The organism is Pseudomonas sp. Z3-6 (assembly GCF_051131985.1).
Classification (GTDB): domain Bacteria; phylum Pseudomonadota; class Gammaproteobacteria; order Pseudomonadales; family Pseudomonadaceae; genus Aquipseudomonas; species Aquipseudomonas zanjanensis.
Genome location: NZ_CP071644.1, coordinates 2,848,746 through 2,870,618, shown reverse-complemented (window position 1 = coordinate 2,870,618; position 21,873 = coordinate 2,848,746). Strand labels below are relative to the sequence as shown.

Here is a 21,873-nt window from a genome sequence, read left to right as displayed (position 1 = left end):
GGAGGGGCTTCAAATCGCCTTGGCATGCCTGGGTAATGCAATGGAAATCAGCGCAGCCAGCAATACGAAGGCGCTTGAGATCCACAAGCACGTTTCCAGACCGTACATCTGATAGACCCAGCCGGAGAGTACGGTGCCCATCAGTCGTCCCAGGGCGTTGGACATGTAGTAGAAACCCACGTCCAGCGACACGCCGTCTTCCTTGGCATAGGACACGATCAGGTAGCTGTGCAAGGACGAATTCACCGCGAACAGCACGCCAAAGACCATGAGGCCGCCGAGCAGTACCGTCTGTGGCGACCACCCGGTGCCGAGCCCAAGGGCAATCAAGGCTGGCAGGCCCGCCAGGGCAAAGGCCCACCCAAAGGCTGCACGACCATCCGGCACATGCCCGCTTTTCTTGCCGGTGATGTGGGGGGCGAAGGATTGCACGATGCCGTAGCCCATCACCCAGGCCGCCAGGAAGCCACCGACCTTCCAGAAATCCCACCCAAAGACGCTGCTCAAGTACACCGGCAAGGCCACCACGAACCAGACATCGCGGGCACCGAACAGGAACATCCGCGCCGCCGAAAGAATGTTGATTGCCCGGCTTTTGGACAACAGATCCCGAAACCTGGGCTTGGCTTTGGCCTTGCCCAGGTCCTTCTTCAACAACATCAAACTACCGGCCCAGATCAGCGCCAGGACAGCCGCCATGGCCAGCAACGCACCTTTGAAACCGACCAAGGCCAGCAAGGCGCCGCCAAGAAAGAAGCCGACGCCCTTGAGGGCATTCTTCGAGCCGGTGAGGATCGCCACCCACTTGTAGAGCTTGCCCTGCTGCCCATCGGGGACCAGTAGCTTGATCGAGCTCTTGGCACTCATCTTGTTCAGGTCCTTGGCGATCCCCGACAGCGCCTGGGCCCCCATCACCCAAGGGATGGTCAGCCAGGCCAGCGGAACCGTGAGCATCAACAGCGCCGCGACCTGGAGGCCCAGCCCGATGTTCATGGTCCGGTTCAGCCCCAATCGAGCGCCCAGATAACCACCCACCAGGTTGGTGATCACGCCAAAGATTTCGTAGAACAGAAACAACGCGGCGATTTGCAGCGGGCTGTAGCCCAACGCGTGAAAATGCAGCACCACCAACATGCGCAGGGCGCCGTCGGTGAGGGTGAAGGCCCAGTAGTTGCCCGTCACGAGCAGGTACTGCCGCACTTCCGGAGCGAGGGCTGAGAAGGCTTTCATGGCCGCTCCTCAGACGGCCAGACCGACCAGCCTGGCCAGCTCGACGGTGCGGTTGGCATAACCCCATTCATTGTCATACCAGGCATAGAGTTTGACCTGGGTGCCATTGATGACCATGGTCGACAGCGCATCGATGATCGATGAGCGTGGGTCGGTGCGGTAGTCGATGGACACCAGCGGGCGCTCCTCGAAACCGAGGATGTCTTTCAGTTCGTTCAGGGAGGCATCCTTGAGCAGTTGATTCACCTCTTCGACGGTCGTGGCCCGCTCGACTTCAAAGACGCAGTCCGTCAGCGAAGCATTGGCCAGCGGCACGCGCACCGCGTGACCGTTCAGGCGTCCACGCAGCTCCGGGAATATCTCGGCGATGGCCGTGGCCGAGCCGGTGCTGGTGGGAATCAGGCTCATCCCCGAAGCACGGGCACGACGCAGATCCTTGTGCGGCTGATCGAGGATGCTTTGGGTGTTGGTCAGGTCATGGATGGTGGTAATCGAGCCGTGGCGAATGCCGAGTTTTTCGTGGATAACTTTCACCACCGGCGCCAAACAGTTGGTGGTGCACGAAGCTGCGGTGACGATGCGGTGCAACGCAGGATCGAACAGGTGTTGGTTGACGCCCATGACGACGTTCAAGGCGCCCCGCTCTTTCACTGGAGCGCAGACCACCACCCGCTTGACGCCCTGATCCAGGTAAGCCTGCAACACGGCCACGGTTTTCATCTTGCCGCTGGCCTCGATCACCAGGTCGCAGCCTGACCAATCGGTGTCGGCGATCGCTTTGTTGGCCGTTACCTTGATCCGCTTATTGTCGATAACGACGCTGTCGTCTTCGGCGCTGGCTTCATTGTTCCAACGGCCATGCACCGAATCGAAGTTGATCAGGTGCGCATGGGTCGCCGCGTCGCCCGCTGGATCGTTGATCTGCACAAATTCAAACTCTGGCCAGCTCCACGCTGCTCGCAGAGCGAGGCGACCGATCCGACCAAAACCATTGATGCCTACTTTGATAGTCATGTTGTTGTGCTCTGTCTCTGTTGTCCGCGGGGGGTGCCTGGCTCGGGTTGGCGTGGCCATTGCCACTTTCGGCCTATCGTTCGGAGGCGATACCAAGCGACCTAGTTTGCAGAGCACATGGCTGTGCGTCCACGAAATGCTTCGGGTCGGTGAACGCCTGCCCGCGCTGCACCGCCTCGAAGAGCTCGGGGTAGGCCCTGTGGCGAGGGAGCTTGCTCCCGCTGGGTTGCACTGTAGGAGCTGCCGAAGGCTGCGATCTTTTGATCTTTCGCTTGAGATTCAAATGTCTGGGGAAAGATCGCAGCCTCGCTTCGCTCGACAGCTCCTACAGTGCAGCCGAGCGACATCTACTGTCAGTACGGCATTCGGCTCAAGCCGGATTGGAGACAGCCAGCTTGAGCCCAAACGCGACAAAAACACCGCCCGTGAGCCGATCAAGGGCCTTCAGGGCCGCCGGGCGTTTCAGGAAATTGCTCAGTGGCACCGTCGCCGCCACCAGAATGCCGAACCAGGCCAACGTCAACAGCACATGTAACGCCGCAAGGAAGAAGGAGTAACTGGCCACGCTCGCGCCACTCGGGACAAACTGAGGCAGGAACGTGATGTAGAACACACCTATCTTGGGGTTCAGCAGGTTCGTCAATAAACCGCGGATAAAGGCGTCACGCGCAGAGGCAGCCACGCTCTCGCTCCCCTGCCCTTGCAGCGTTGTCCTGGGCCGCAGCAGCAGTTTGACGCCCAACCAGACGAGATAAGCTGCGCCGACAATTTTCAGCGCAAGGTAAGCCCACTCCGAAGCGTGCAACAGGGCGCCGAGCCCCAGTGACACCGCGGCGCCCCACACCAGGCAGCCGAGCACGATACCGAGGGAAGCCATCGCCGCCGAACGTCGACCGCCAGTTGCGGTAGCGCGAAGCACCATGGCGGTGTCCACGCCGGGGGTCACCGTGAGCACTGACGCAGCGGCGATGAAGGCAAGCAGCAGGGGTAGGTCGCTCATTTGGATGTCCATGGCAGTCGGCAGCCGGTCCGGCTACCCACTCTAATGAGCCACTTGGAGTCTGGTCAAACGGTCCGTGTATCCATCACACCGCCGCAGCCGCACCAACCCTTGAACGCCAGGCAAAAGCCAACACCATCAACAGCCCCAGGCCGGCCACTGCCGCTCCGGCCAGGGAAATCGCGGGATAACCCAACCCCGCATTGATCACCGCGCCGCCCAGCGCCGCGCCAATCGCGTTGCCGAAGTTGAAGGCACCGATATTCACGGCCGAGGCCAGGTTAGGCGCGTCCTTGGCGGCTTCCATCACGCGCATTTGCAGTGGCGGCACCAGGGCAAAACTGGCGATACCCCAGATCAAGATGGCAACCGCAGCAGGCAGCGGCCAACGCATCAATACGGTGAAGGCCAGCAAGACGAGGATCAGCACGCTCAGCGAAACGATCAAGGTGCGGTCTATCGAGCGATCCGCGGCCTTGCCGCCCCACATATTGCCCAACGTCAGCCCCACACCGAACAGCACCAGCATGGCGGTGATGAAAGGGGTGGATGCATGAGTCTCGCTGCTCAGGATCGCAGCGATGTAAGTGAAGACGGTGAACATCGCACCTGAGCCAACGACGGTCAGGGCCAACGCCCCCAGCACCGGACCACGACTCAATACTCGGATTTCGGCTAGCACACCGTTGCTTTTCGGCGCCGGCACATTGGGCAGGGCGAACCTCAACGCGGCCATCGCCACTACACCCAGGCCAGTAATCCCCCAGAATGCGCTGCGCCAGCCGAACAGTTCGCCAAACCAGGCGGCCAGCGGCACGCCGCCGATAGTCGCCAGGGTCAGGCCCATGAACATGGCCGCGACCGCGCCGGCACGCTTGTCCGGGGCGACCACGCTGGCGGCGACGATGGAACCCACGCCAAAGAACGCGCCATGGTTCAGTGAGGTCACCACCCTGGCGACCATCAGGCTGTAGTAATCGGTCGCCAGCGCTGACATCAGGTTACCCAGGGTGAAAATCGCCATGAGTCCGATGAGCAGATAGCGCCGGGGAATCCGCCCGGTGGTCAGGGTCATCAGCGGCGCGCCGAGCAGTACGCCAAGGGCGTAAGCACTGACCAACAGGCCCGCGGCGGGAATGGAAACGCCGAGATCGGCAGCGATGCCCGGCAACATGCCCATGGGGGCGAACTCGGTTACGCCGATGCCAAAGGCACCCATGGCGAGTGCGATAAGTGGTGGATTGATACGCATTGGAAGGCTCCTCATCTATGCCGCAAATGCTACGATCCAGCCTTTCCAGGCGGTAGATGGCATTTTTGGCAATCACCTTTGCTTAAGGAGCACAAATGGACTTCAACGGTCGCTCAGGTGAAATGGCCATGTTCGTCACGGTGGCGCAGGAAGGCAGCTTGTCGGCCGCCGCACGTGCATTGGGGCTGACCCCGTCGGCGGTCAGTCGCGTCATCGCCCGTACCGAACAACGCCTTGGCACTCGCCTGCTGTTGCGCACCACGCGAGCGATCACCTTCACCGCCGAGGGCGAGGCTTACCTGCGCGGCGCTCGGCGAATCCTGGCCGACATGGCCGAGGTCGAAGAAGCCGTCGCCGACCAGGGCGTGCCCAAGGGCCGTTTGCGGGTCAGCGCCGCCCTGGGTCATGGGCGGCAGACCATCGTTCCTCTGGTGGCAGCCTTCAGCGCCCGTTACCCGAATATCGTTGTCGACCTCACCCTCGGCGATGAAGTGGTCGACATCCTCGGCGGCCAGGCCGACGTGGCGGTACGCTTTGGCCATTTGCCCGACAGCCCGCTGACCGCGCGCAAGATCGGCGACACCGGTCAGGTGGTCGTGGCTTCGCCCGAGTATCTAGAACGCCATGGCACACCCCGGGAACCGGAAGAGTTGCTCCGGCACAACTGCCTGCGCTTCAACTTCCGGCGTGCCGAACCCAACTGGCCGTTCACCCGCGACGGCAGAGCGTTTTCCTTGAAGGTCAGCGGCAACATCGAATGCAGCAGTGGTGAGGCACTGGCACAACTCGCACGGGTAGGTGCTGGCATCGCGCGTATCGGCGATTTCACCGTGAGCGAGGACCTGCAGCGCGGCGACCTGATACCGCTGCTGGAAGAATGGAACCCCGGAGACCGGGAGCCGATCCATGCGGTGTTCGTCGGTGGCTCGGCGATGCCGGCGCGGGTACGCGTGTTCGTGGACTTTCTGCTGGAGCATCATCGGATGTGAACAGCCGCCCTCCTAGAACAGGTGCGAAACATCCTCCCCCGTTTCAAGCCCACGGTAATAATCAATCTTGACTTGCAATGCAGCCACGGCGTTTTGCATGGCAACCACTTCGGCTTGTACCTCCTGTAAATGGCTCTCCAGCATCTGGCGGCGTTGGGCGACGGTGGAATCCCCGGCGCTGCGCAGCTTGGCGAACATCTGCATTTTGCCGATGGTCATGTGAGTGGTGCGTAGACGCAGCAGAAAATCAAGCCACGCCATATCAGTCGGTGCATAAAGGCGTTGCCCGCCGGCCGCTCGGGCGACCGGTGCCAACAGACCGATGCGTTCGTAATAGCGCAGGGTATACGCCGTGAGGCCGGTACGCTTGGCGACCTGATTAATCGTCTGGTAGGCGTTCATAAGCACTGTCCTTGGCCATCGGTGTTGGTCATGCAGAGGCCCCATTCACTGGGGACGCGCGGCGATCTTGATGCCTCGTTTGGCGAACACTTCCCGCGCTGCGCTAATGCCATTCAACGCGCTTGGAAAGCCAGCATACACCGCCATCTGGATGATGATTTCAACGATTTCCTCAGGTTGACAACCGACATTCAAGGCTCCCTCTATGTGCACCTTGAGTTGCGGTTGCGCGTTCCCCAACGCGGTGAGGGCCGAGATGGTTGCCAGCTCGCGTGTGCAAAGCGCGACGCCAGACCTGGAAAACACATCACCGTAGGCGAAATCGACTATCCACTCACCCAGCTCGGGCGAAATATCGCTCAGCGAGTTCACCACGGTGTTGCCGGTGGCTCCGGTGATTTTTTCCAGGGTCTCCATGCCCTTCGCTCGTCGACTATCCGGCTCAGTTGCCGGCGCTACAGTTACGCACGCTGAAAGCACGAGCCCGGTTGCAACGCTAAGTTTTTTAAATGTCATGGCCTATCTCCTTGTTTAAGCCGCACAACGGAACTGGCCGTTTTGGCGGTGCAACAAGAAGGCTATTGGTTAGAGCGCGCTCTAAGTCAAGCGCCTGGTGCCAGGGGACTGTTGTTAAAAAAACGCGGCGACAGTCCAGCTGCTAAGCTCAGTTTTGCTCCAGACCATACCCACAATAATTTCTAAACGAAGGTAAGGCAGCATGACCACGGCTCAGCCCCCGGCAACGTCAAAGTCCGCGAAATGGCGCTTCAAGCTAGGCATCGCCATCCTTTGTCTGATGCTCTCGCTGTGGTTGTTGGTGCCGCTGGCAGCGGCTGCGGATGTGCCCCGCTCCACCATCGCGGCGATCACCGGCGCACTGTTCATTATCAACAAGGTGCTGTTGCTGCTAGTCATCGCAGTGATGGGCAAGGCGGGTTTCCAGGAGCTCAAGCAACATGTGTTCGGCTACGTGTCGGGCCTTGTGCCCAGCGCCGAGCTGGAGGTCAGCGTTACCCGCCACCGTATTGGCTTGGTGATGTTCTGCTTGCCCTTGGTGTGCTCCTTTCTCGAACCCTATGTCGACGCTTTCGCACCCGGCCTGCGTCCCAATAGCTGGGCATTGCAACTGCTTGGCGATGCACTGTTGGTGAGCAGCTTCTTCGTCCTGGGTGGCAATTTCTGGGAGAAATTGCGCGCGCTGTTTATCCGCACCGCACGGGTCACTAGCGCTGACCCGCTCTGAGCCAACGCCCGGACCGCCTCCCCCCGGCGCGCTGTCAGTTGTTCTTGAAATGCCATGAGTTGCAGGTGCCGATATGCCCGGAACACAGAATCCGCCCGTTTCCTTCGAGCCAGAGCGCCAAACTGAACCGCCGCCTGAAAAGCCTGCGCCAGCCAATCCTCTGCGACGCATTGCGCTAGGCGTTGTGATATTGATTGCCGTGCTGTTCACCCTCTCCATTTTCATGGAGCGACGCACGCCCTCGACGTCACAAGCCGTGGTGCAAGCTTATGTGGTCGAAATGGCTGCCGAGGTGGGGGGCCGTGTGACAGAAATCGCGGTGCTCGACAATGCCCGGGTGAAGGCCGGCCAGGTGCTGTTTCGTATCGACCCGCAACCCTACAAGCTTGTCGTCAACGAGGCTGAAGCGCGACTGGAGGAAACCGGCCAAACCTTGGGTGCCAGTACTGCCTCGGTGGATGCCGCCCAGGCACAGCTGGTATCGGCGCGGGCGCAGCGCGACAACATACGCGAGCAAGCCCGGCGGGTGAATCAACTGGTGGAGCGCGGTGTGTTCGCCCCCGCCCGCCAGGATGAATCCAAAGCCTCGCTGAGCTCCGCCGAAGCGGCCGTGAGCAAAGCCCAAGCCGACCTGGAACGGGCCCGCCAGCAACTGGGGCCCAAAGGCAACGACAACCCGCAATTCAAGCAAGCCCTGGCCGCGCTGGAAAAAGCCCGGCTCGATCTGGTGCGTACCGAAGTCATTGCACCCGCCGATGGCGTGATCACTAACCTGCAACTCGCCATTGGCCAAGTCATCAGCGCTGGCCAACCGGCACTGACCTTCATCGACAGGGGCACGGTATGGGTGTCTGCGGCCTTCAAGGAAAACAGCCTGGAGCATGTGCAGGCTGACGACCCGGCGGAACTGGTGTTCGATGTCTTGCCGGGCCGGGTATTCAAGGGCCATGTCGAAAGCGTTGGCTGGGGTGTCGCACAACAAGATAGCAGCAACGCCGCACTGCCCTCCGTGCGCAATCAGAGTGGTTGGGTGCGCGACCCGCAACGCTTTCCCGTACGCCTGATTGTGGAGGAACCGCACCCGATCGGCCCACGTTACGGCTCGCAGGTAACCGTGGTGATCTATACCGATGACAACCCCATGACGAACGCGCTGGGGGCATTGATGACACGCCTGGGCGCCTGGCTGAATTATGTCAATTGATGGGTCAATCGATGGGCAAGCGGCGCTGGAACTGCTGCGGATCAAACGCCAGGGATTGCGCGTCGCCCTGGCCGTGACCGTAGGCTTGTGCACGGGTCTGGTCCTGGGTGACATCCTGCCCTTTCTCGCGCCCTTGTTTGCCACCCAGTTCCTCTTGGCCAGCCGCCGCGCGCCAGCGTTATCCCAGGGGTTGATCACGCTGCTGGTGAGTCTGCTGACCGGCGCGCTGCTGGTGGGTATGACCGGCATGTTCGGTGAGCGGCCTTGGGTGCTCCTGCCGTCGCTGTGGCTGTTTTATTTCGCCTGCTTTACCGCCCAAGGCCGACAACTGGGCGGCGCGGGACCGGCGCTGATGCTGGTGATTGCCATTGTGGTGCCGATGCTCGATACCGTGCAGCGCGATCTGGGCGAGTCCATCGTGCTCGTTCTGGTCAAGGCGGTCAGCCTGGGTTTGCTACTGACCTGGGGCGCCCATGCGCTGCTGCCCGACCCTGCGGGTGAACAGGCCGACCCGCAACGCGCTCAGCCGCGCGAGCTGACGCTGGTGATTCGCCAGGCCATGGCCAGCGCGGCGATTTTGCTGGCCATGATTGCGCTGTGCCTGAGCGATCCACGATTGGCCACAGCGATGGTCGTGCCCATCACGGTGGCCTCGTTGCTTAGCCAGCTCTCTCTGGACATGAGCAGCCGCAGCGCCTTCGGGCTAGTGATGGTCAATCTGCTGGGTGGGGTCGTGGCTTCCTTGGCCTTTACGCTGTTCGAACTGCGGCCGACCTTGTGGCTGGTGGCGCTGATCCTGCTGCTGGTCAGCCTGCTGTTTGCCGGCAACGCCGCCATGGGTAACACCGCTGGCAAGGTATTCGGCGGAGGGCTCATGACGTTCCTCATCTTGTTCGGGCTCGGTGTATCACCGTTGCCGACAGAAACGCCCCAGCTGTTTTCCACCCGTATCGCCTACGTGCTGTTTGCGGTTGTCTATGCCGTTGGCCTGGCCGCGCTGCTGTGGCCAAGCGCGCGCGTGCAGCAGCCCATCGCAGCCACCAGGTCGGGCGGGTAAAACCTTCACTCATGGGTCGCGGGCATATCGTCGACCGGCTGGATGTGCCGGTTCGGTGTGCTTCGCTGGCTCAGCGAAGCATCAAGAGGAATATCGAGGGTAAAGGTTGCGCCCTGTCCCGCCCCGTCGCTGTGCACGGTCAAGCTGCCACCCATTTCCTGCGCGGCCAGCGCGCAGCTGTGCAGGCCGAAACCGTGACCGTCTTTGCGAGTCGTGAAGCCATGGGAAAAAATACGCTTGAGGTGCTCAGGCGCAATCCCATTGCCGTTGTCGGCCACCGTGATGCGCAATGCTCCGTCAGCGAGGAACGCGCTGAACGTGACGCATGGGCTGCGATCGACCACGCTGTCCAACGCCTGCCTGGCATTGTTGATCAGGTTGACCAGAATCAGCAGCACCCGATGCCGGTCCAACGGCAGCAGGGGCAAGTCGGCAAGGTCCTTGACCACCGTCACCTCCCGGCGCGCCAGTAATCCCGCACTCATGCGCAAGGCATCGTCGATCAGCGCTGCGACTGGCACTGTCTCGACAATACTGACGGCGACGGCATAGGACTGCTGGGCCGCGACAATGGTTTTGATGTGGTCAATGCCCTTGGTGAGTTGCCCGAGTTCTTCGATGATGCCCTCTTGCTCTTCCGTCACCACCTTCGCCAGCTTGAGCAGGTAATCGGGCAGCATCTTTCCCTTGTGGTCGTTGGTGAGAAAATCGCTCAGGTCGTGGACGTGTTCGCTCATCAGTTGAGCCACCTTGCCCAGCCCCTGGGCCTTGGAGGAACGCATCTGACTGCTGACCAGTTCTGCCGATACGTTCACGCTGTTGAGGACATTGCCGACGTTGTGCAGCACAGTCGTGGCGATTTCGGCCATGCCCGCCTGGCGGGATTTTGCATGCAGTTCGGTTTGCACCTGGCTCATGCGTAGCGCCGCGCGCACTCGGGCCTTGAGCTCCAGCGGCGAAAAGGGTTTGGCGATGTAGTCATCGGCGCCACTCTCCAGCCCGGAGACGCACGCCTCGCTACCACCGCGGGCGGTCACCAGGATCACGGGCAAATGGGCAAAACCGGCGCTGGCCTTGATCCGTGCGGTCAGGCCAAAGCCGTCAAGCTTCGGCATCATCACGTCCGAAACCACGACATCGATGGCTCGAAGCTGCAGCAGTGCCCAGGCCTGCTCTCCATCCGTTGCGGTGGCGACCGTATAGTCGTCGTGCAACAGTTCGCTGAGATAGCTGAGCATTTCCGGGCTGTCGTCGACCACCAGTACTTTGGATCGCAAGGCATGTTCCGGGGGCTGCTCGTCGTCTGTGCCTGGCGTCGATGCCCGGTCGTTGCGACTGCCCTGGCGGCCGTCGTCAAAACGCAGGTGGCGCTGCTCTATTGTGCTGGTTGTGCTTGGCGACGATCGCTCGTGCATAGGGCTGGCTTCGGTCGGCACAGTGTGTTGCTCAGCCCCCAGCGGCAGCCGGACAAAAAAACACGAACCTCGTCCGGGCTCGCTGTTGACGCCGACTTCGCCCCCCATCAGTTCGGCCAGGTCCTTGACCAGGGCCAGGCCAATGCCTGTGCCGCTGTAATGGCGCGTGGCGGAATTGTCGATCTGGGAAAACCGCTGGAACAGCAGCGGCAGTTTGTCCGGCGCAATGCCAATCCCCGAGTCTTGCACCGCGAGTTCGAATCGCTCGCCATCCATTGGCGTCACGGCCAGGTGCACGGTGCCGCCAGCGGGCGTGAACTTGATGGCATTGCTGACCAGGTTGAGCAGAATTTTCTCGAAGTGTCGGGGATCCAGGAACACCGTGCCGAGCGCGGGATCGATGCTGCAGGTCAAGGTGCAGCCCTTGCCCTCAGCCACCATGGCGGCATCCTCGGCCAGCACCCCCACCACCGTGTTCAAGTCAATGGGCGTTGGGCACAGTTCAAACTTGCCCGCTTCGGCCTTGGAGAAATCGAGGATGTCATTCACCCGGTTCATCAAGCGCAGCGCATTGCGTTGGGCGCGTTCGATTTGCACCCGCCAGTCCACTGGCGGGGTGGTCGCTGCCGAAAGCTGCTCCAGCGGGGCGAGAATGAGGGTCAGCGGAGTGCGCAGTTCGTGGCTGACCGTGGCGACGAAATCACTCTTTGCCTGGTTAGCGGTCTCGGCCTGGTTGCGCGCCTGAATGAGTTCGACGGCTTGCGCCTCCAGCACTTCGGTTTGTTGGTGCAGCGTGTCGGTCCGTTCGGCGACCATTCTTTCCAAAGAGGCCTGGACTTGCTGTCGTTCGGCCTCGGCCTCGGCCTCCAGCACGCGGATGCGCAGGGCATTCTCCTGGAACACCCGTACGGCGCGGGTCATGATGCCAATCTCGTCGCCGCGTCCGGCGCTGGCGATCTCGGCGTTCAGGTCACCGGCGGCAAGCCGGCGCATGACCGAGGCCAGGGCCACGATGGGCTGCGCGACAAATCGCGACGTGCTCCAGGCGATGGCGCCGGCCAGCAGAATGGCAACGGTGCCCGCAAGTATCGTCGCAAGCATGCTGCGATCATTGTGGATCAAGGCGTCGGAACGCGCTTGGCCAGCGAAGCGCGCCACCAACAGGCCGGCGCCCCGTGCCTCGTTGCGAACCTGATCGCGCGCGCCGCCCAGGGCATTGCTCGCCTGATGGAACCTGGCGAATGCCGCCCGGTAACCGGCAATCTGATCGCTGACCGTCAAGGGCGTAGCCTTGGCTTGCAGCCCCACGGACGAAGGGAGCACCCGAGAGAGGCGGGAAAGTTCGTCCAGGATGGCACCGACCGAACTGGCGATCTCGGTCGACGGTGACAGGCGAAACGACAAGGTCTGCGCCTCCAGGGTGGCGACACGCTCGGCGAAACGCTTGGACAATGCGGCGGCATTGTGCAGCAAACCGGTGGCTGCCTGAATGTCGCTTGCGTCATGGGCGACCTGCCCCTCCACGTCAGCGAGCATTGTCTCGAGGCGCTCAACCACATCCCCGACGACAGCGAGATGCCGCAAAGCCTCGTCCCCCCGGAGCTTGGGCGCTTCGCCAAGATGCTCGACCGCCCGGCTGGCAGCAGCGAGTGCCGTCGCCAACTGGCCCAGGGCCTCTCGCTCCTGTGGCGCCCCCATCATTTCACGCAGTTGTTCGACCACGGGCTGGAGTGCCGCGCCGGCACTGCGCGCCGCAGTGCCGGCCGCCCCGTCACCGGTCACCAGCACCCTGGCCACATTGGCGGTGATGATCCGTTCGCCGTTGCGCAGGGTGTCCAGGATGCGATGGGCACTTTCGATATTGCCCGCCCGCGCCGCGTGCTCAACGGCGCGGGACTCAACCCCCTTCAACCCATCGGCGATGCCCTGTTCGACCAGGAGGGTCGCCTCTCGCATCCGGCCGTAGTGGGCTGTCATGTTTTCCGTTTCGCCCTCCATGGCCAGGCTCGCCGCCCGCAAGGCGGCGATCGCCGCGGCGAGCCGTTCCAGACTGCCCTTGAGCGATTGCGCCTCGGCCACCGGAATGGCGGAAAGACCGGCGATAGCCGCCGCCACCATGCCTTCGGCCTGGGACAGGCTTTCCTGGTCGCGGGTGGCAATGAAATTTTCCACCCGTCCGGTGGCCCCGTTGACCGAGGCCAGGATTTCCGCGGAATGGCTGGCGGAATCCACCGCACGTACCATGCCGCGCAGGCCGTAGAGGTTCACCAGCGACACCGCCAGCATCAGGAACACCAGCGCGGCGACCGCCAGGCCAATCCTGACGGCAATGGGCCTGTCTGTGGCGAGTTGGAATGTCACCATGGCCCCTCCCCGCTTCCCGCGCGCCACTACTGTTTGGTAATTTCCGGCAAAGGCGTGGGCGAGGCCTTATTGTCGATGGCCGCGTCGATCATCGCCGCGACGGAAGCCTGGCTGTAGAAAGGATTGGCGGCACCGCCCACCGGCATCGTGGCGAGCCAGGCGTCCAGGTCTTTCCCATCGATACGCACCAACGGCACCTCGACGAACTTAGGCACCTGCTTGCCCGCCAGGATCTGCTGGGCCACCCAGAAACCCACCTGGGAGACGCTCGGAGAAGCGGAGACAGAGACGGTCTCGTAACCATTGGCATCGCGTTCCTGTTTCCATAGGGCGAGTTCATCCTGGCGGTTCCCCATCACGATGATCGGCAAGGGGCGCCCCGCCGCCTTGAACGCCATGGCCGCGCCATAACCGTCGCCCCCTTGAGTCACGACGGCATCAATGCCCGGCAGCGACGGCAGCGCCAGCGCCACCTCCTTGCGTGCCACGGAAGCCGTCCAGTTCCCGTACACCGTCTTGGCGAATTTCAGGCCTGGGTAATCGCCAGCGGCCTTGCGAATACCGTCGCTGATATTCTTATCGGTGGCATCGCCGGCAATGCCGCGAATCTCCAACAGCGTTCCGTTCCCCTTGAGGCGCTCGGCGATGTAATCGATTTCCACGCGGCCCATGGCGGACCAGTTGTAGTCCACGGTATAGACACAGCTTTCGGTGACCAGGCTGGCCATCACGACCACCACGATGCCGGCGTTGCAAGCGTCGCGGATCACCCCATTGAGGGCCGTGTCGGACGCGGCCAGGATAACGATGGCGTTGGTGCCCTTGACGATCAAGTCCTGGATATGGGCCGCTTGTTCCGATGCGGAGTTATTGGCGCTGACCACCGGAGCCTCCCGGATCAAGCCATCCTTTTGCGCCTGGGCCGCGATCTCCTGCCAGTTGCGCACCATGACTTTGCGGAAATCGCTTCCCGCGTAGGAGTTGCTGAAGGCAATGCTATAGCTTGCGGTCGGGCCGCCGGCGATACCGCCCTCGGCCGCTTGGGCTGGAGGGGTGGCAACCATCGCCAGCCCGGCCACGCAGCCGGCGAGGCGCCACACGATATGGGATACCAAGCCGCTCATTCGGCCACTCCTGAATAGAACCGAGCAGGAAAAAACAGGCACATACAGACTCCTTTCTTGGGCGGCCGATAATTGAAACCAGTACATTGCTGCAGTGGCAATGAGCATAGTCTCAACATGCCCGCTCCGCGCGGCCATGGAGAATTTCAGCCAACTGAGCGATCCATCGCTCACAGTGGCTACGGCACCGGGAGGTCTCCATCTCAACCGGCTCCACGCGGAGCAATTGCTTTACCAGCAGCCCGCCACCCAGTGGCGAAGAAGATGTCGCACCCCTTGTCATTCAGGACGTCGAGCAGCTTCGACATTGCGTCGATTGAAGGCGCCGATCATCGGTGTACCGTGAGCACGCATGATCGGCTCGATACGGCGGTGCAATGCGTGGTAGCGATAGAACGGCACCCGTGGGAACAGGTGGTGCACGGAGTGCAGGTTCTGGCCGAGCCAGAACCACTCCAACGGTTTGATCCATCCGGGCATGATCAGGCTGTTGGTGTTCCGGTAACGCGTGGACTCCTGGTAGGGCACGTGGGGGCGATAGGCGAACCAGTACGCGACGAAGTACCCACCGGCCAAGTAGCCGAACACCAGTAGCACCCAGGTATGTTCTCGCTCAATGAGCGCAATGAGCGCGGCACGCCAGCCGATCGCGAACAGCACCTCTGCAATGTAGGCTGCCTTCACCCGCCGTGGAGCGGTCGGCCAATAATCGCGGAACAAGAAGGTGTTCTGGACCCACAGGAAACGAAATCCGCACGCCAGGAAAGCGAGAAATCCACCGCTCATGCCATTAACGACGTAGTCCGGATCCTTGTCCGGCTGGTTGGTGAAACGATGATGGGTGAAATGCTCGACCTTGTGAGTAGAGAACGGCACCATCATCAAAGGCGCGACCAGGTACCCACAAAGATCATTGAGCCACTGCAGTCGATGATGAGCACCGTGAATATTGCCGTGCACAGCCTCATGCAGGGGTGTATAGGACATGTAGGTGACAACGGCATAGATCAGTGTCGCCGTTGGCAGGGACAACTGACCTGTCGCGAACAGATAAAAATCGCCCATAAGCGATGTCCACACCAGTAGCACCAGTGCCATCGTCGGCCAGGCCAGTTCAGTGGTGTATTCGCGTGCCGTGGCAACGGCTTTTTTATTCAGCGCGTCGAGATCCTGATCCATGGTCGTCCTCCCGGGACGTTCTTATTGTTGGTGGGTTGCGCAACCTTAGTCGGTAGTCATGTACCCTCAGTAGGACCTGGGACGCCTATTGCCATGCATTTCTGGCCAGGCCGTATCACACCGTTGTTTTTAGAAGTTTTCGGCATGGGCATACCAAAGCACGCGATCTTCAAGCACCCCGTGGCCATCAGTCAGGTGATGGTGAATTTCGCTGCGCGCTATGGCGTCGATGCGCAGACCTGCCTGCTGGGCACCGGCATCATCGAAGCGCAGCTGCGGGACGCGGACGCCCTGATCGCACGTGAGCAGGAGATGCGCCTGATCGAAAACCTGATGCTGGCTTTGCCGGACGTTCCCGCGTTGGGCTTCGAGCTTGGCCTGCGGTACAACGTGGCGACTTTCGGCCTTTGGGGGTTTGCGCTGCGAACCAGCCGCAATGTGCGCGAGGCCGTTCAGTGCGCCCTGCGCTACCTGCCGCTGAGCACGGCGTATTGCCGGTTGGAGATATTCTGCGATCAGCATGAATACGGCACGAGCGTCGACGCCTCAGCGATCCCGCACCACCTGCGGCAATTTCTGCTGGAACGAGACATGGCGACCAGCATTCGCCTGTTCGACGAGCTCGCGTTGTCGGGATTGCGCCTGCTACGGCTCGAATTTCAAGGCCGCCCGCCGGCGCACGCGGACCGAATCGAAGCACTGAGCGGCATTGCGCCGCACTATGGCTGTTCGCGCAACGCCATCGTGCTGCGTCGGCAAGATGCGGAGTTGCCGCTGCCGATGTACAACGCACATCTGGTCCGGTTATTGGAAGAGCAGTGCCGCGCGCAACTGGAGAGACGGCAAGTCGGCGGCGTCACCGGCCAGGTCCGACAACTTCTGTTGGGGGCAACGGGACTGGCAGCGTCCCTTGAAGAGGTTGCCAATCAGCTGGCGATGGCGCCGCGCAGCCTGCATCGCAGGCTGACAGAGGAAGGCACTACTTTGCGCAAACTCGTCGAGGCGGAGCGTAAGCAACTCGCCGGGCAACTGTTGGGAAATACCGAGATGAAGCTCGAGGACCTAGCGTTTCAGCTTGGCTACGCTGATGCTACAGCCTTCGCGCGCGCGTTCCGGCGCTGGTTTGGACAGTCGCCGAACGCGTATCGGAAAGTCTCAACGCGGTGAGCGCGCCTAAAAGACCGGGAGGCAACAGGTGCCACCCAGTCGTTCAGTTCCCGTAACGCGGCAGTCCCATCAGAAGCGGTAGCTGACCGAAGCACCCAGGCCATTGGCGCTGTTCTGATACTTGGAACGGTAGGCACCCCGGGTCGCTGAGGTGTGGTTGACCTGCACGCTCTCCTCCTGCAGATAAGAATAAGCGACGTCGACCGTGACATCTTCCACCGGTGTCCAACCAGCACCGAAGCTGATCACCGAGCGGTCACCCGTGGGAATACGCGGTCCGCGATTGGTGTTATTGGCGGGCGACTGGTCGACCGACAAACCTGCGCGAAGCACCCATTGGTTGTTCAACCGATACGCCGCACCGATGGCGTGAGCCCAGGTATCGTGCCAATTCTGCTCTTCGGTAATGGTGCCGAGCGAGCCGCTGAGCAAAGGAGGCAATCCCGAGTTCTCGATGGTCAGTTCCTTGAAGCGACTCCAACGCGTCCAGGTGCTGCCCGCATACAGGGTCCAATCAGCGTTGAGCTGATGAGTCACCGAGAATTCCACCGATTCCGGGGTATCCACATCCAGCGAAGCGTCATAGCTCTCGCCACTGACGCCCAGCAAGCTGAAAATCCCATCGGTGACCTTGGTCTTGGCGTCCAAGTGGTAACTGACCTTGGAATGGTAGGTCATCCCCAAACGGGTTCGGTCGGTAGCCTGTACCAGGATCCCGGCGTTGAAACCGAGGGCCGTGTCGTCGCCAGTGCTTTTGAGTTTTCCATCGTTGCGACCAGGGCTCAGGGGATTGGGCACCATTCCCGATATTTCACCGCTGATTCGGTTGAGGGTGGGACCGAACCCAATCGAGACTTTGTCGTTAAAGGCATAGCTGACAGTGGGCTGGAACGTAAGGGTCGTGACCTCGCTTTTGTTGGCGTAATAACGCCCGGCAAAACCGCTGCCGTAATCGGTCATCAGACCGAAAGGAACATAAAAACCAACACCGAACGCCCAGTGTTCATCAATGGGCTTGACGTAGTAACCCATTGGCACAGTGGTCACTGGCACCATATCGCCGTCCTCCTGGCCACCGAAGGTGCTGCTGGTTTGGCTTATGTCGGACTTCGCGAAAAGCATCGCCGCGCCGACACTCACCTCCTCTCTCTTCAATCGAGACATGCCTGCCGGATTGCCGAAAACGGTGCTCGCATCTTCAGCAGAGGACGAACGACCGGCAAACCCCGAACCCATCCCGCTGATGCTTTGTTCATTAAGAGCGAATCCGCTTGCAAGCACATGAGAAGTTGCGAGCAGAGCGGCGAAGCCCAGTGGGGTCTTGAGCGTTATTTTTTTCATTATTTGAACTCTTGAAACAGCAGCTGAGGTGGATGGAGCTCGTGACGAATTGCTGCAGCAACTGGGCAAAGCTGGGCATATCAGCGCTCTCTGAACGGGCTGACAGTGATCCCCGTAGAGACCTGCCCTGGAAAAAACCGGAGGCCTGCCGCGGCGCTGATTCATGGCGATCCCTCGAGACAGACGCGTCATATTTATTCATGTGACCATTTGTGTCAATAGTCACAACCCGAACAAATAAAGGGCTTGTTGCGGCATCGCGCCGGCAGGGTACGCGTTTCTCGGAATAGGCTGCGCAGAAGGGGTTCGGAGGCAATTCAGAAGCGTTGCCGACTCAAGACAGCACTGAAAGCGAAGGCGGCTCCCTTGAACATGCATGCAAGGTGGTCCCGGTTTTCAGCGCCCTGTTTAAACTCAATCGCCCACGGCGGAAGGTGACATCAAACTGCCTGTACATTTTTTGAACGCCCGTTAAAACGCGCTGCCTGCCTGGCATCAGCGCGGTTATCCACAGACATACTCACGGATTTCTTGGATAACTAGGTCGCCGTTATAACACCGCTTCTCAGAAACCGGCGCGGCTGAGAAGCAGGATCAGAGGTGCAGCGCGGGCCTGGCCTGGGCATTGCCATGGGCAGAAGGAACCCGGACCCGCAACGCAATCAGCAACGCGGCCAACAGCATCAGCACAGCCGCCGCCACGAATACGCCGGTGCTGCCACCGAGGCTGAACATCGCACCGCCAGCAGCGGCGCCTGTTGCGATGGCCGACTGCACGGATGCCACCACCATGCCCCCGGCGCTTTCCGCCTGGTCAGGTACCGCGCTCGCGACCCAGTTCGACCATGCCACCGGCACACCACCAAAGGCCAAGCCCCAGATCGCCAGCAGCACCGCCTGCCCCGGCACCGAGGCCGGCAACAGAACCAACGCCAGTGCTGCAACGCCCACCAACGTCGGCATCAACACCAGGGTGGCCAGCGGGCGGCGCTCAAGCAGCCATCCGGTTAACAACGTGCCGCCAAAGTTCGCCACACCGAAACCCAGCAGCATCAGCGACAACCCTTGGGGGCCGATGCCAGTGGTCCCTTCGAGGAACGGCCGGACATAGGTGAACATCGCGAAGTGGCCGCTGTGCACCAGCACACAACCGAACATGCCCATGGCGATGCCCGGGCGCTGCAGCACTTGCAGTACAGTGCGCAGGCGTGCCGGCCGGCGCGGCGCAAGGCGTGGCAGCGTGAACGACTGGAAAGCCAGGGTCACCACGCCGACTGCCGCCGCTGCAAAGAACGCGCTACGCCAGCCATATAGCCCGCCCAGGTAGCTGCCCAATGGGACCGCAACCACCGTCCCGACGGCAATGCCGCTGAAAATGATCGAGAGCGCCCGGGGCAACAAAGCACCCGGCACCAAGCGCATCGCCACCGCTGCCGCCATGCTCCAGAACCCGCCAAGGGCGATACCCAGCAAGATACGCATGACCAGCAGCACCGCGAGACTGGAGGAAACGGCGACCAGTAGATTGGAGGCGATCATCAACGTGGAAAAACCCAGCAGCACCCAGCGGCGGTCGATACCCCGGGTAAGGCCTGGCACCAGCAGGCCAGCGAACAGTGCGACCACGGCAGTGACCGTTACCGCCTGGCCAGCCAACGCTTCGGACACCCCCAGGTCGGTCGCCATGGGCGTCAACAGGCTGGCCGGAAGGTACTCGGCGGTCAGCAATCCAAACACGCCCATTGCCAACGAAAACACGGCCATCCACGCGGGTGTCACAGGTTCTGCATCCGCCCCGGCGCCGCGATGGCTGTCGGATACGGCATTACAAACACAGTCAGTCATTGCTCGGGTCTCCCAATTCTCATTGCGACCCGCAGTCTAGGCGTGCAAATCTGGATGATCTATGATCAAGAACCTCTATTTTTTGACTGAAACACCTGAATAATGCCTACCGATCAGTTTGCCCTCTCCTCGGAACTCATCAATGAGCTGTTGCGCGGCATGCGCCTGCGTGGCGTCGAATACCGGCGTATTCAAGCCGGTCCAACCTTCGGCCTGGGCTTCGCTGCCAAACCCGGGCATGCCTGGTTCCACTTCCTGGCGGTCGGCAATGCGGTGCTGCGGATGGAAGACGGGGCAACCTATGCGCTGTCTGCTGGAAACGCCGTATTCATCTCCCAAGGTGCGGCCCACCAATTGCTTTCCCATCCGGATGTTCCTGTTCAAGACATCGACCGTCTGGACGGCGCCCCCCTCGGCGATACCGTGAGCGCGGTAGATGCCGGAACCGATGCCAGCCCCACGCCGACCACCGTTTTGTTCAGTGGCTGCATGGAATTTGAACTGGGCAGCATCCATGGCCTTGGCAGGCTAATGCCGGACCTGATGCTGATCGATGCCGGCGGCCAGCGTTACCCCGGGCTGGTGCCTATCCTGACCACCATGGAACGCGAGGCCAGCGCCGCACGTATCGGCTTCGCGGGCATACTTGCGCGATTGGCCGACGTGGTGGCCGCCATGGTCGTTCGCGGTTGGGTGGAGTGCGCCTGCGGTAATGCCTCTGGCCTGGTCGCCGCATTGCGCGATCCACGCTTGGCCAATGCACTCCTCGCGCTCCATCAACAACCGGGGCGCGACTGGACCGTTGCGCAGCTGGCGGAGCAATGCAACACCTCTCGCTCAGTCTTCGCTGACCGTTTCCAGATGACAATTGGCATGGCCCCGTTGCGCTACGTGACCGAACTGCGAATGCGGCTGGCGAGCCAGTGGCTGACGCTCGAAAGGCTGCCGATTGAAGAGGTGGCGCAGCGCTTGGGCTATACCTCCCAGGCCGCTTTCAGTCGCGCATTCAAGCGCATTACGGGCAAGACGCCTGGATTGAGTCGTCAGTCAAAGCATCCCGCCGGAAGATGACCAACCTGGGGTCTTGCATACAAATATCCCTGCATCAGCTCGATCCCCATGCCTAGAAGCGTCGAGCTTTCTTCACGGGTCTCGACACCTTCGGCGATGACCAGGATATCCAAGCGCCTGGCGACCAGGATGATGCCTTCGACGATCGCTTGCTTGGCCAAGTCTCGATCAATGCTTCGGGTCAGTGCCATGTCAATCTTCAGCACCTGCGGCTGGAACATGGCCAGCAGGTTAAGGCCCGAATACCCCGCGCCAAAATCGTCGATGGCGGTAGTGAAACCCTGGCGCTCGTACTCCACGAAAATCGCTTTGAGGTGCTCAGGATCGACCACCTTCTCGCCTTCGGTCACTTCGAACATAAGCCTTTCTGGCGGGAAATGGGCCAGGCGCGCCGCTTCCAGGGTAGCCCGGATGCACGTCTCCGGCCGGTATACGGCGTTCGGGAGGAAGTTAATGCTCAGCAAGCAATCGGGAATGTCCAGCAGGCCCAGCCTTGCGGATTCCTCGATGGCTTTCACCCGGCAAGCCTGGTCGAATCGGTAGCGGTTGCTGTCGTTCACGAGCCCCAGGATGTAGCCAGCCGATTCACCATTGACGCCTCTGACCAACGCTTCATAAGCAAACGCAGCGTGTGTCCGGACGTTGAAAATAGGCTGGAAGGCCATGGTGAAATCGAACCCCAGCGCCTCATGGTTGCGGCATTCGGCGCAGCCGAGCGATTGGAATGGAAGGCTTTTCGTCATGAGCAATATTCCGTGGCGGTCAAGATACATTCCTGCGGTTACCAGGAACTGTAGCCGACACCACCTGAGTCGGCGCGGGCCGAAGTGTGTGGCGCACTATCGGACTCAAGGCTGCTCAAGCATGTTATTGCGCGATACCTACCAGCACGAATACCGATTGGTTCGCGGGATAAACCTGGCCTTATATTTTGGTGTTGGAAAACAACTAGATGAATAACACCCGCGCACATTGC

General features: G+C 61.2%; 17 protein-coding genes and 3 pseudogenes. 6 read left to right on the top strand and 14 right to left on the bottom strand.

Annotated elements, in window-relative coordinates:
- Window positions 1-9: 9 nt before the first annotated feature.
- The 4 genes from arsJ to J3P88_RS13250 form a co-directional block, all read right to left on the bottom strand.
- On the bottom strand, window positions 10-1,230 hold the full coding sequence (gene arsJ, locus J3P88_RS13265) for an organoarsenical effux MFS transporter ArsJ (protein WP_434575758.1): 1,221 nt from the start codon (window positions 1,228-1,230) through the stop codon (window positions 10-12).
- Window positions 1,231-1,239: 9 nt separating this feature from the next.
- Window positions 1,240-2,244 carry an ArsJ-associated glyceraldehyde-3-phosphate dehydrogenase gene (locus J3P88_RS13260; protein ID WP_434575756.1) on the bottom strand — a complete coding sequence of 335 codons (1,005 nt, stop codon included), beginning with the start codon at window positions 2,242-2,244 and terminating at the stop codon, window positions 1,240-1,242.
- Between the two features lie 370 nt (window positions 2,245-2,614).
- On the bottom strand, window positions 2,615-3,244 hold the full coding sequence (locus J3P88_RS13255; protein WP_434575754.1) for a LysE family translocator: 630 nt from the start codon (window positions 3,242-3,244) through the stop codon (window positions 2,615-2,617).
- A gap of 85 nt (window positions 3,245-3,329) precedes the next feature.
- A complete protein-coding gene (locus J3P88_RS13250) occupies window positions 3,330-4,496 on the bottom strand; it encodes an MFS transporter (protein ID WP_434575752.1) in 1,167 nt (388 codons plus the stop codon).
- 95 nt (window positions 4,497-4,591) lie between these two features.
- Between J3P88_RS13250 and J3P88_RS13245 the strand changes: the two genes are divergently transcribed.
- Window positions 4,592-5,485: a LysR family transcriptional regulator gene (locus J3P88_RS13245; RefSeq protein ID WP_434575750.1), complete on the top strand. Its 894-nt coding sequence runs from the start codon at window positions 4,592-4,594 to the stop codon at window positions 5,483-5,485.
- A gap of 12 nt (window positions 5,486-5,497) precedes the next feature.
- Here J3P88_RS13245 and J3P88_RS13240 read toward each other — a convergent pair whose 3' ends face one another.
- Both J3P88_RS13240 and J3P88_RS13235 read right to left on the bottom strand, forming a co-directional pair.
- Window positions 5,498-5,887, bottom strand: a complete 390-nt coding sequence (locus J3P88_RS13240; protein ID WP_186729354.1) for a MerR family transcriptional regulator — start codon at window positions 5,885-5,887, stop codon at window positions 5,498-5,500.
- 45 nt (window positions 5,888-5,932) lie between these two features.
- Window positions 5,933-6,304, bottom strand: coding sequence for a carboxymuconolactone decarboxylase family protein (locus J3P88_RS13235; protein WP_434576438.1), 372 nt, complete (start codon window positions 6,302-6,304; stop codon window positions 5,933-5,935).
- A 301-nt stretch (window positions 6,305-6,605) separates the two neighbouring features.
- Between J3P88_RS13235 and J3P88_RS13230 the strand changes: the two genes are divergently transcribed.
- The 3 genes from J3P88_RS13230 (at window position 6,606) to J3P88_RS13220 (ending at window position 9,391) form a co-directional block, all read left to right on the top strand.
- On the top strand, window positions 6,606-7,130 hold the full coding sequence (locus J3P88_RS13230; protein ID WP_186706237.1) for a transporter suffix domain-containing protein: 525 nt from the start codon (window positions 6,606-6,608) through the stop codon (window positions 7,128-7,130).
- 184 nt (window positions 7,131-7,314) lie between these two features.
- Window positions 7,315-8,334 (top strand): HlyD family secretion protein, encoded by a 1,020-nt coding sequence (locus J3P88_RS13225; protein WP_231987749.1) that lies wholly within the window; start codon window positions 7,315-7,317, stop codon window positions 8,332-8,334.
- Window positions 8,324-9,391, top strand: coding sequence for a hypothetical protein (locus J3P88_RS13220; RefSeq protein WP_434575747.1), 1,068 nt, complete (start codon window positions 8,324-8,326; stop codon window positions 9,389-9,391). Before J3P88_RS13225 ends, J3P88_RS13220 begins: the two co-directional genes overlap by 11 nt.
- 5 nt (window positions 9,392-9,396) lie before the next feature.
- On the opposite strand, the pseudogene J3P88_RS13215 reads toward J3P88_RS13220, so the two are convergent.
- The 5 genes and pseudogenes from J3P88_RS13215 to J3P88_RS13195 all read right to left on the bottom strand — a co-directional run.
- Window positions 9,397-9,741, bottom strand: a pseudogene (locus tag J3P88_RS13215) (ATP-binding protein); the annotation flags it as partial.
- A 567-nt stretch (window positions 9,742-10,308) separates the two neighbouring features.
- A pseudogene (locus tag J3P88_RS13210) lies at window positions 10,309-10,596 on the bottom strand (response regulator transcription factor); the annotation flags it as partial.
- A 309-nt stretch (window positions 10,597-10,905) separates the two neighbouring features.
- Window positions 10,906-11,799: pseudogene (locus J3P88_RS13205) on the bottom strand (sensor histidine kinase); the annotation flags it as partial.
- Between the two features lie 1,397 nt (window positions 11,800-13,196).
- The gene (locus J3P88_RS13200; protein WP_434575745.1) at window positions 13,197-14,294 is read right to left on the bottom strand and encodes an ABC transporter substrate-binding protein; all 1,098 of its coding nucleotides are present in this window, start codon (window positions 14,292-14,294) and stop codon (window positions 13,197-13,199) included.
- Between the two features lie 279 nt (window positions 14,295-14,573).
- Window positions 14,574-15,473 (bottom strand): fatty acid desaturase family protein, encoded by a 900-nt coding sequence (locus tag J3P88_RS13195; RefSeq protein WP_434575744.1) that lies wholly within the window; start codon window positions 15,471-15,473, stop codon window positions 14,574-14,576.
- Between the two features lie 93 nt (window positions 15,474-15,566).
- Between J3P88_RS13195 and J3P88_RS13190 the strand changes: the two genes are divergently transcribed.
- A complete protein-coding gene (locus J3P88_RS13190; protein ID WP_434575742.1) occupies window positions 15,567-16,640 on the top strand; it encodes an AraC family transcriptional regulator in 1,074 nt (357 codons plus the stop codon).
- A 69-nt stretch (window positions 16,641-16,709) separates the two neighbouring features.
- Here J3P88_RS13190 and J3P88_RS13185 read toward each other — a convergent pair whose 3' ends face one another.
- Entirely contained in the window at window positions 16,710-17,981 is a 1,272-nt protein-coding gene (locus J3P88_RS13185) for an OmpP1/FadL family transporter (RefSeq protein WP_434576435.1), read from the bottom strand.
- Between the two features lie 594 nt (window positions 17,982-18,575).
- Entirely contained in the window at window positions 18,576-19,826 is a 1,251-nt protein-coding gene (locus J3P88_RS13180; RefSeq protein WP_434575740.1) for an MFS transporter, read from the bottom strand.
- 102 nt (window positions 19,827-19,928) lie between these two features.
- Between J3P88_RS13180 and J3P88_RS13175 the strand changes: the two genes are divergently transcribed.
- Window positions 19,929-20,897, top strand: coding sequence for an AraC family transcriptional regulator (locus tag J3P88_RS13175; protein WP_434575738.1), 969 nt, complete (start codon window positions 19,929-19,931; stop codon window positions 20,895-20,897).
- On the opposite strand, the gene J3P88_RS13170 is transcribed toward J3P88_RS13175, so the two are convergent.
- Complete coding sequence (locus J3P88_RS13170) at window positions 20,870-21,640, bottom strand: EAL domain-containing protein (RefSeq protein WP_434575736.1); 771 nt, start codon at window positions 21,638-21,640, stop codon at window positions 20,870-20,872. The genes J3P88_RS13175 and J3P88_RS13170 overlap by 28 nt on opposite strands.
- Window positions 21,641-21,873: the final 233 nt, after the last annotated feature.

What these genes read in the sequence shown, in the direction of transcription:
- arsJ (WP_434575758.1), bottom strand. Translation starts at nt 1,230, where the DNA reads ATGAAAGCCTTCTCAGCCCTCGCTCCGGAAGTGCGGCAGTACCTGCTC.
- J3P88_RS13260 (WP_434575756.1), bottom strand. Translation starts at nt 2,244, where the DNA reads ATGACTATCAAAGTAGGCATCAATGGTTTTGGTCGGATCGGTCGCCTC.
- J3P88_RS13255 (WP_434575754.1), bottom strand. Translation starts at nt 3,244, where the DNA reads ATGAGCGACCTACCCCTGCTGCTTGCCTTCATCGCCGCTGCGTCAGTG.
- J3P88_RS13250 (WP_434575752.1), bottom strand. Translation starts at nt 4,496, where the DNA reads ATGCGTATCAATCCACCACTTATCGCACTCGCCATGGGTGCCTTTGGC.
- J3P88_RS13245 (WP_434575750.1), top strand. Translation starts at nt 4,592, where the DNA reads ATGGACTTCAACGGTCGCTCAGGTGAAATGGCCATGTTCGTCACGGTG.
- J3P88_RS13240 (WP_186729354.1), bottom strand. Translation starts at nt 5,887, where the DNA reads ATGAACGCCTACCAGACGATTAATCAGGTCGCCAAGCGTACCGGCCTC.
- J3P88_RS13235 (WP_434576438.1), bottom strand. Translation starts at nt 6,304, where the DNA reads ATGGAGACCCTGGAAAAAATCACCGGAGCCACCGGCAACACCGTGGTG.
- J3P88_RS13230 (WP_186706237.1), top strand. Translation starts at nt 6,606, where the DNA reads ATGACCACGGCTCAGCCCCCGGCAACGTCAAAGTCCGCGAAATGGCGC.
- J3P88_RS13220 (WP_434575747.1), top strand. Translation starts at nt 8,324, where the DNA reads ATGTCAATTGATGGGTCAATCGATGGGCAAGCGGCGCTGGAACTGCTG.
- J3P88_RS13200 (WP_434575745.1), bottom strand. Translation starts at nt 14,294, where the DNA reads ATGAGCGGCTTGGTATCCCATATCGTGTGGCGCCTCGCCGGCTGCGTG.
- J3P88_RS13195 (WP_434575744.1), bottom strand. Translation starts at nt 15,473, where the DNA reads ATGGATCAGGATCTCGACGCGCTGAATAAAAAAGCCGTTGCCACGGCA.
- J3P88_RS13190 (WP_434575742.1), top strand. Translation starts at nt 15,567, where the DNA reads ATGCATTTCTGGCCAGGCCGTATCACACCGTTGTTTTTAGAAGTTTTC.
- J3P88_RS13185 (WP_434576435.1), bottom strand. Translation starts at nt 17,981, where the DNA reads ATGAAAAAAATAACGCTCAAGACCCCACTGGGCTTCGCCGCTCTGCTC.
- J3P88_RS13180 (WP_434575740.1), bottom strand. Translation starts at nt 19,826, where the DNA reads ATGACTGACTGTGTTTGTAATGCCGTATCCGACAGCCATCGCGGCGCC.
- J3P88_RS13175 (WP_434575738.1), top strand. Translation starts at nt 19,929, where the DNA reads ATGCCTACCGATCAGTTTGCCCTCTCCTCGGAACTCATCAATGAGCTG.
- J3P88_RS13170 (WP_434575736.1), bottom strand. Translation starts at nt 21,640, where the DNA reads ATGACGAAAAGCCTTCCATTCCAATCGCTCGGCTGCGCCGAATGCCGC.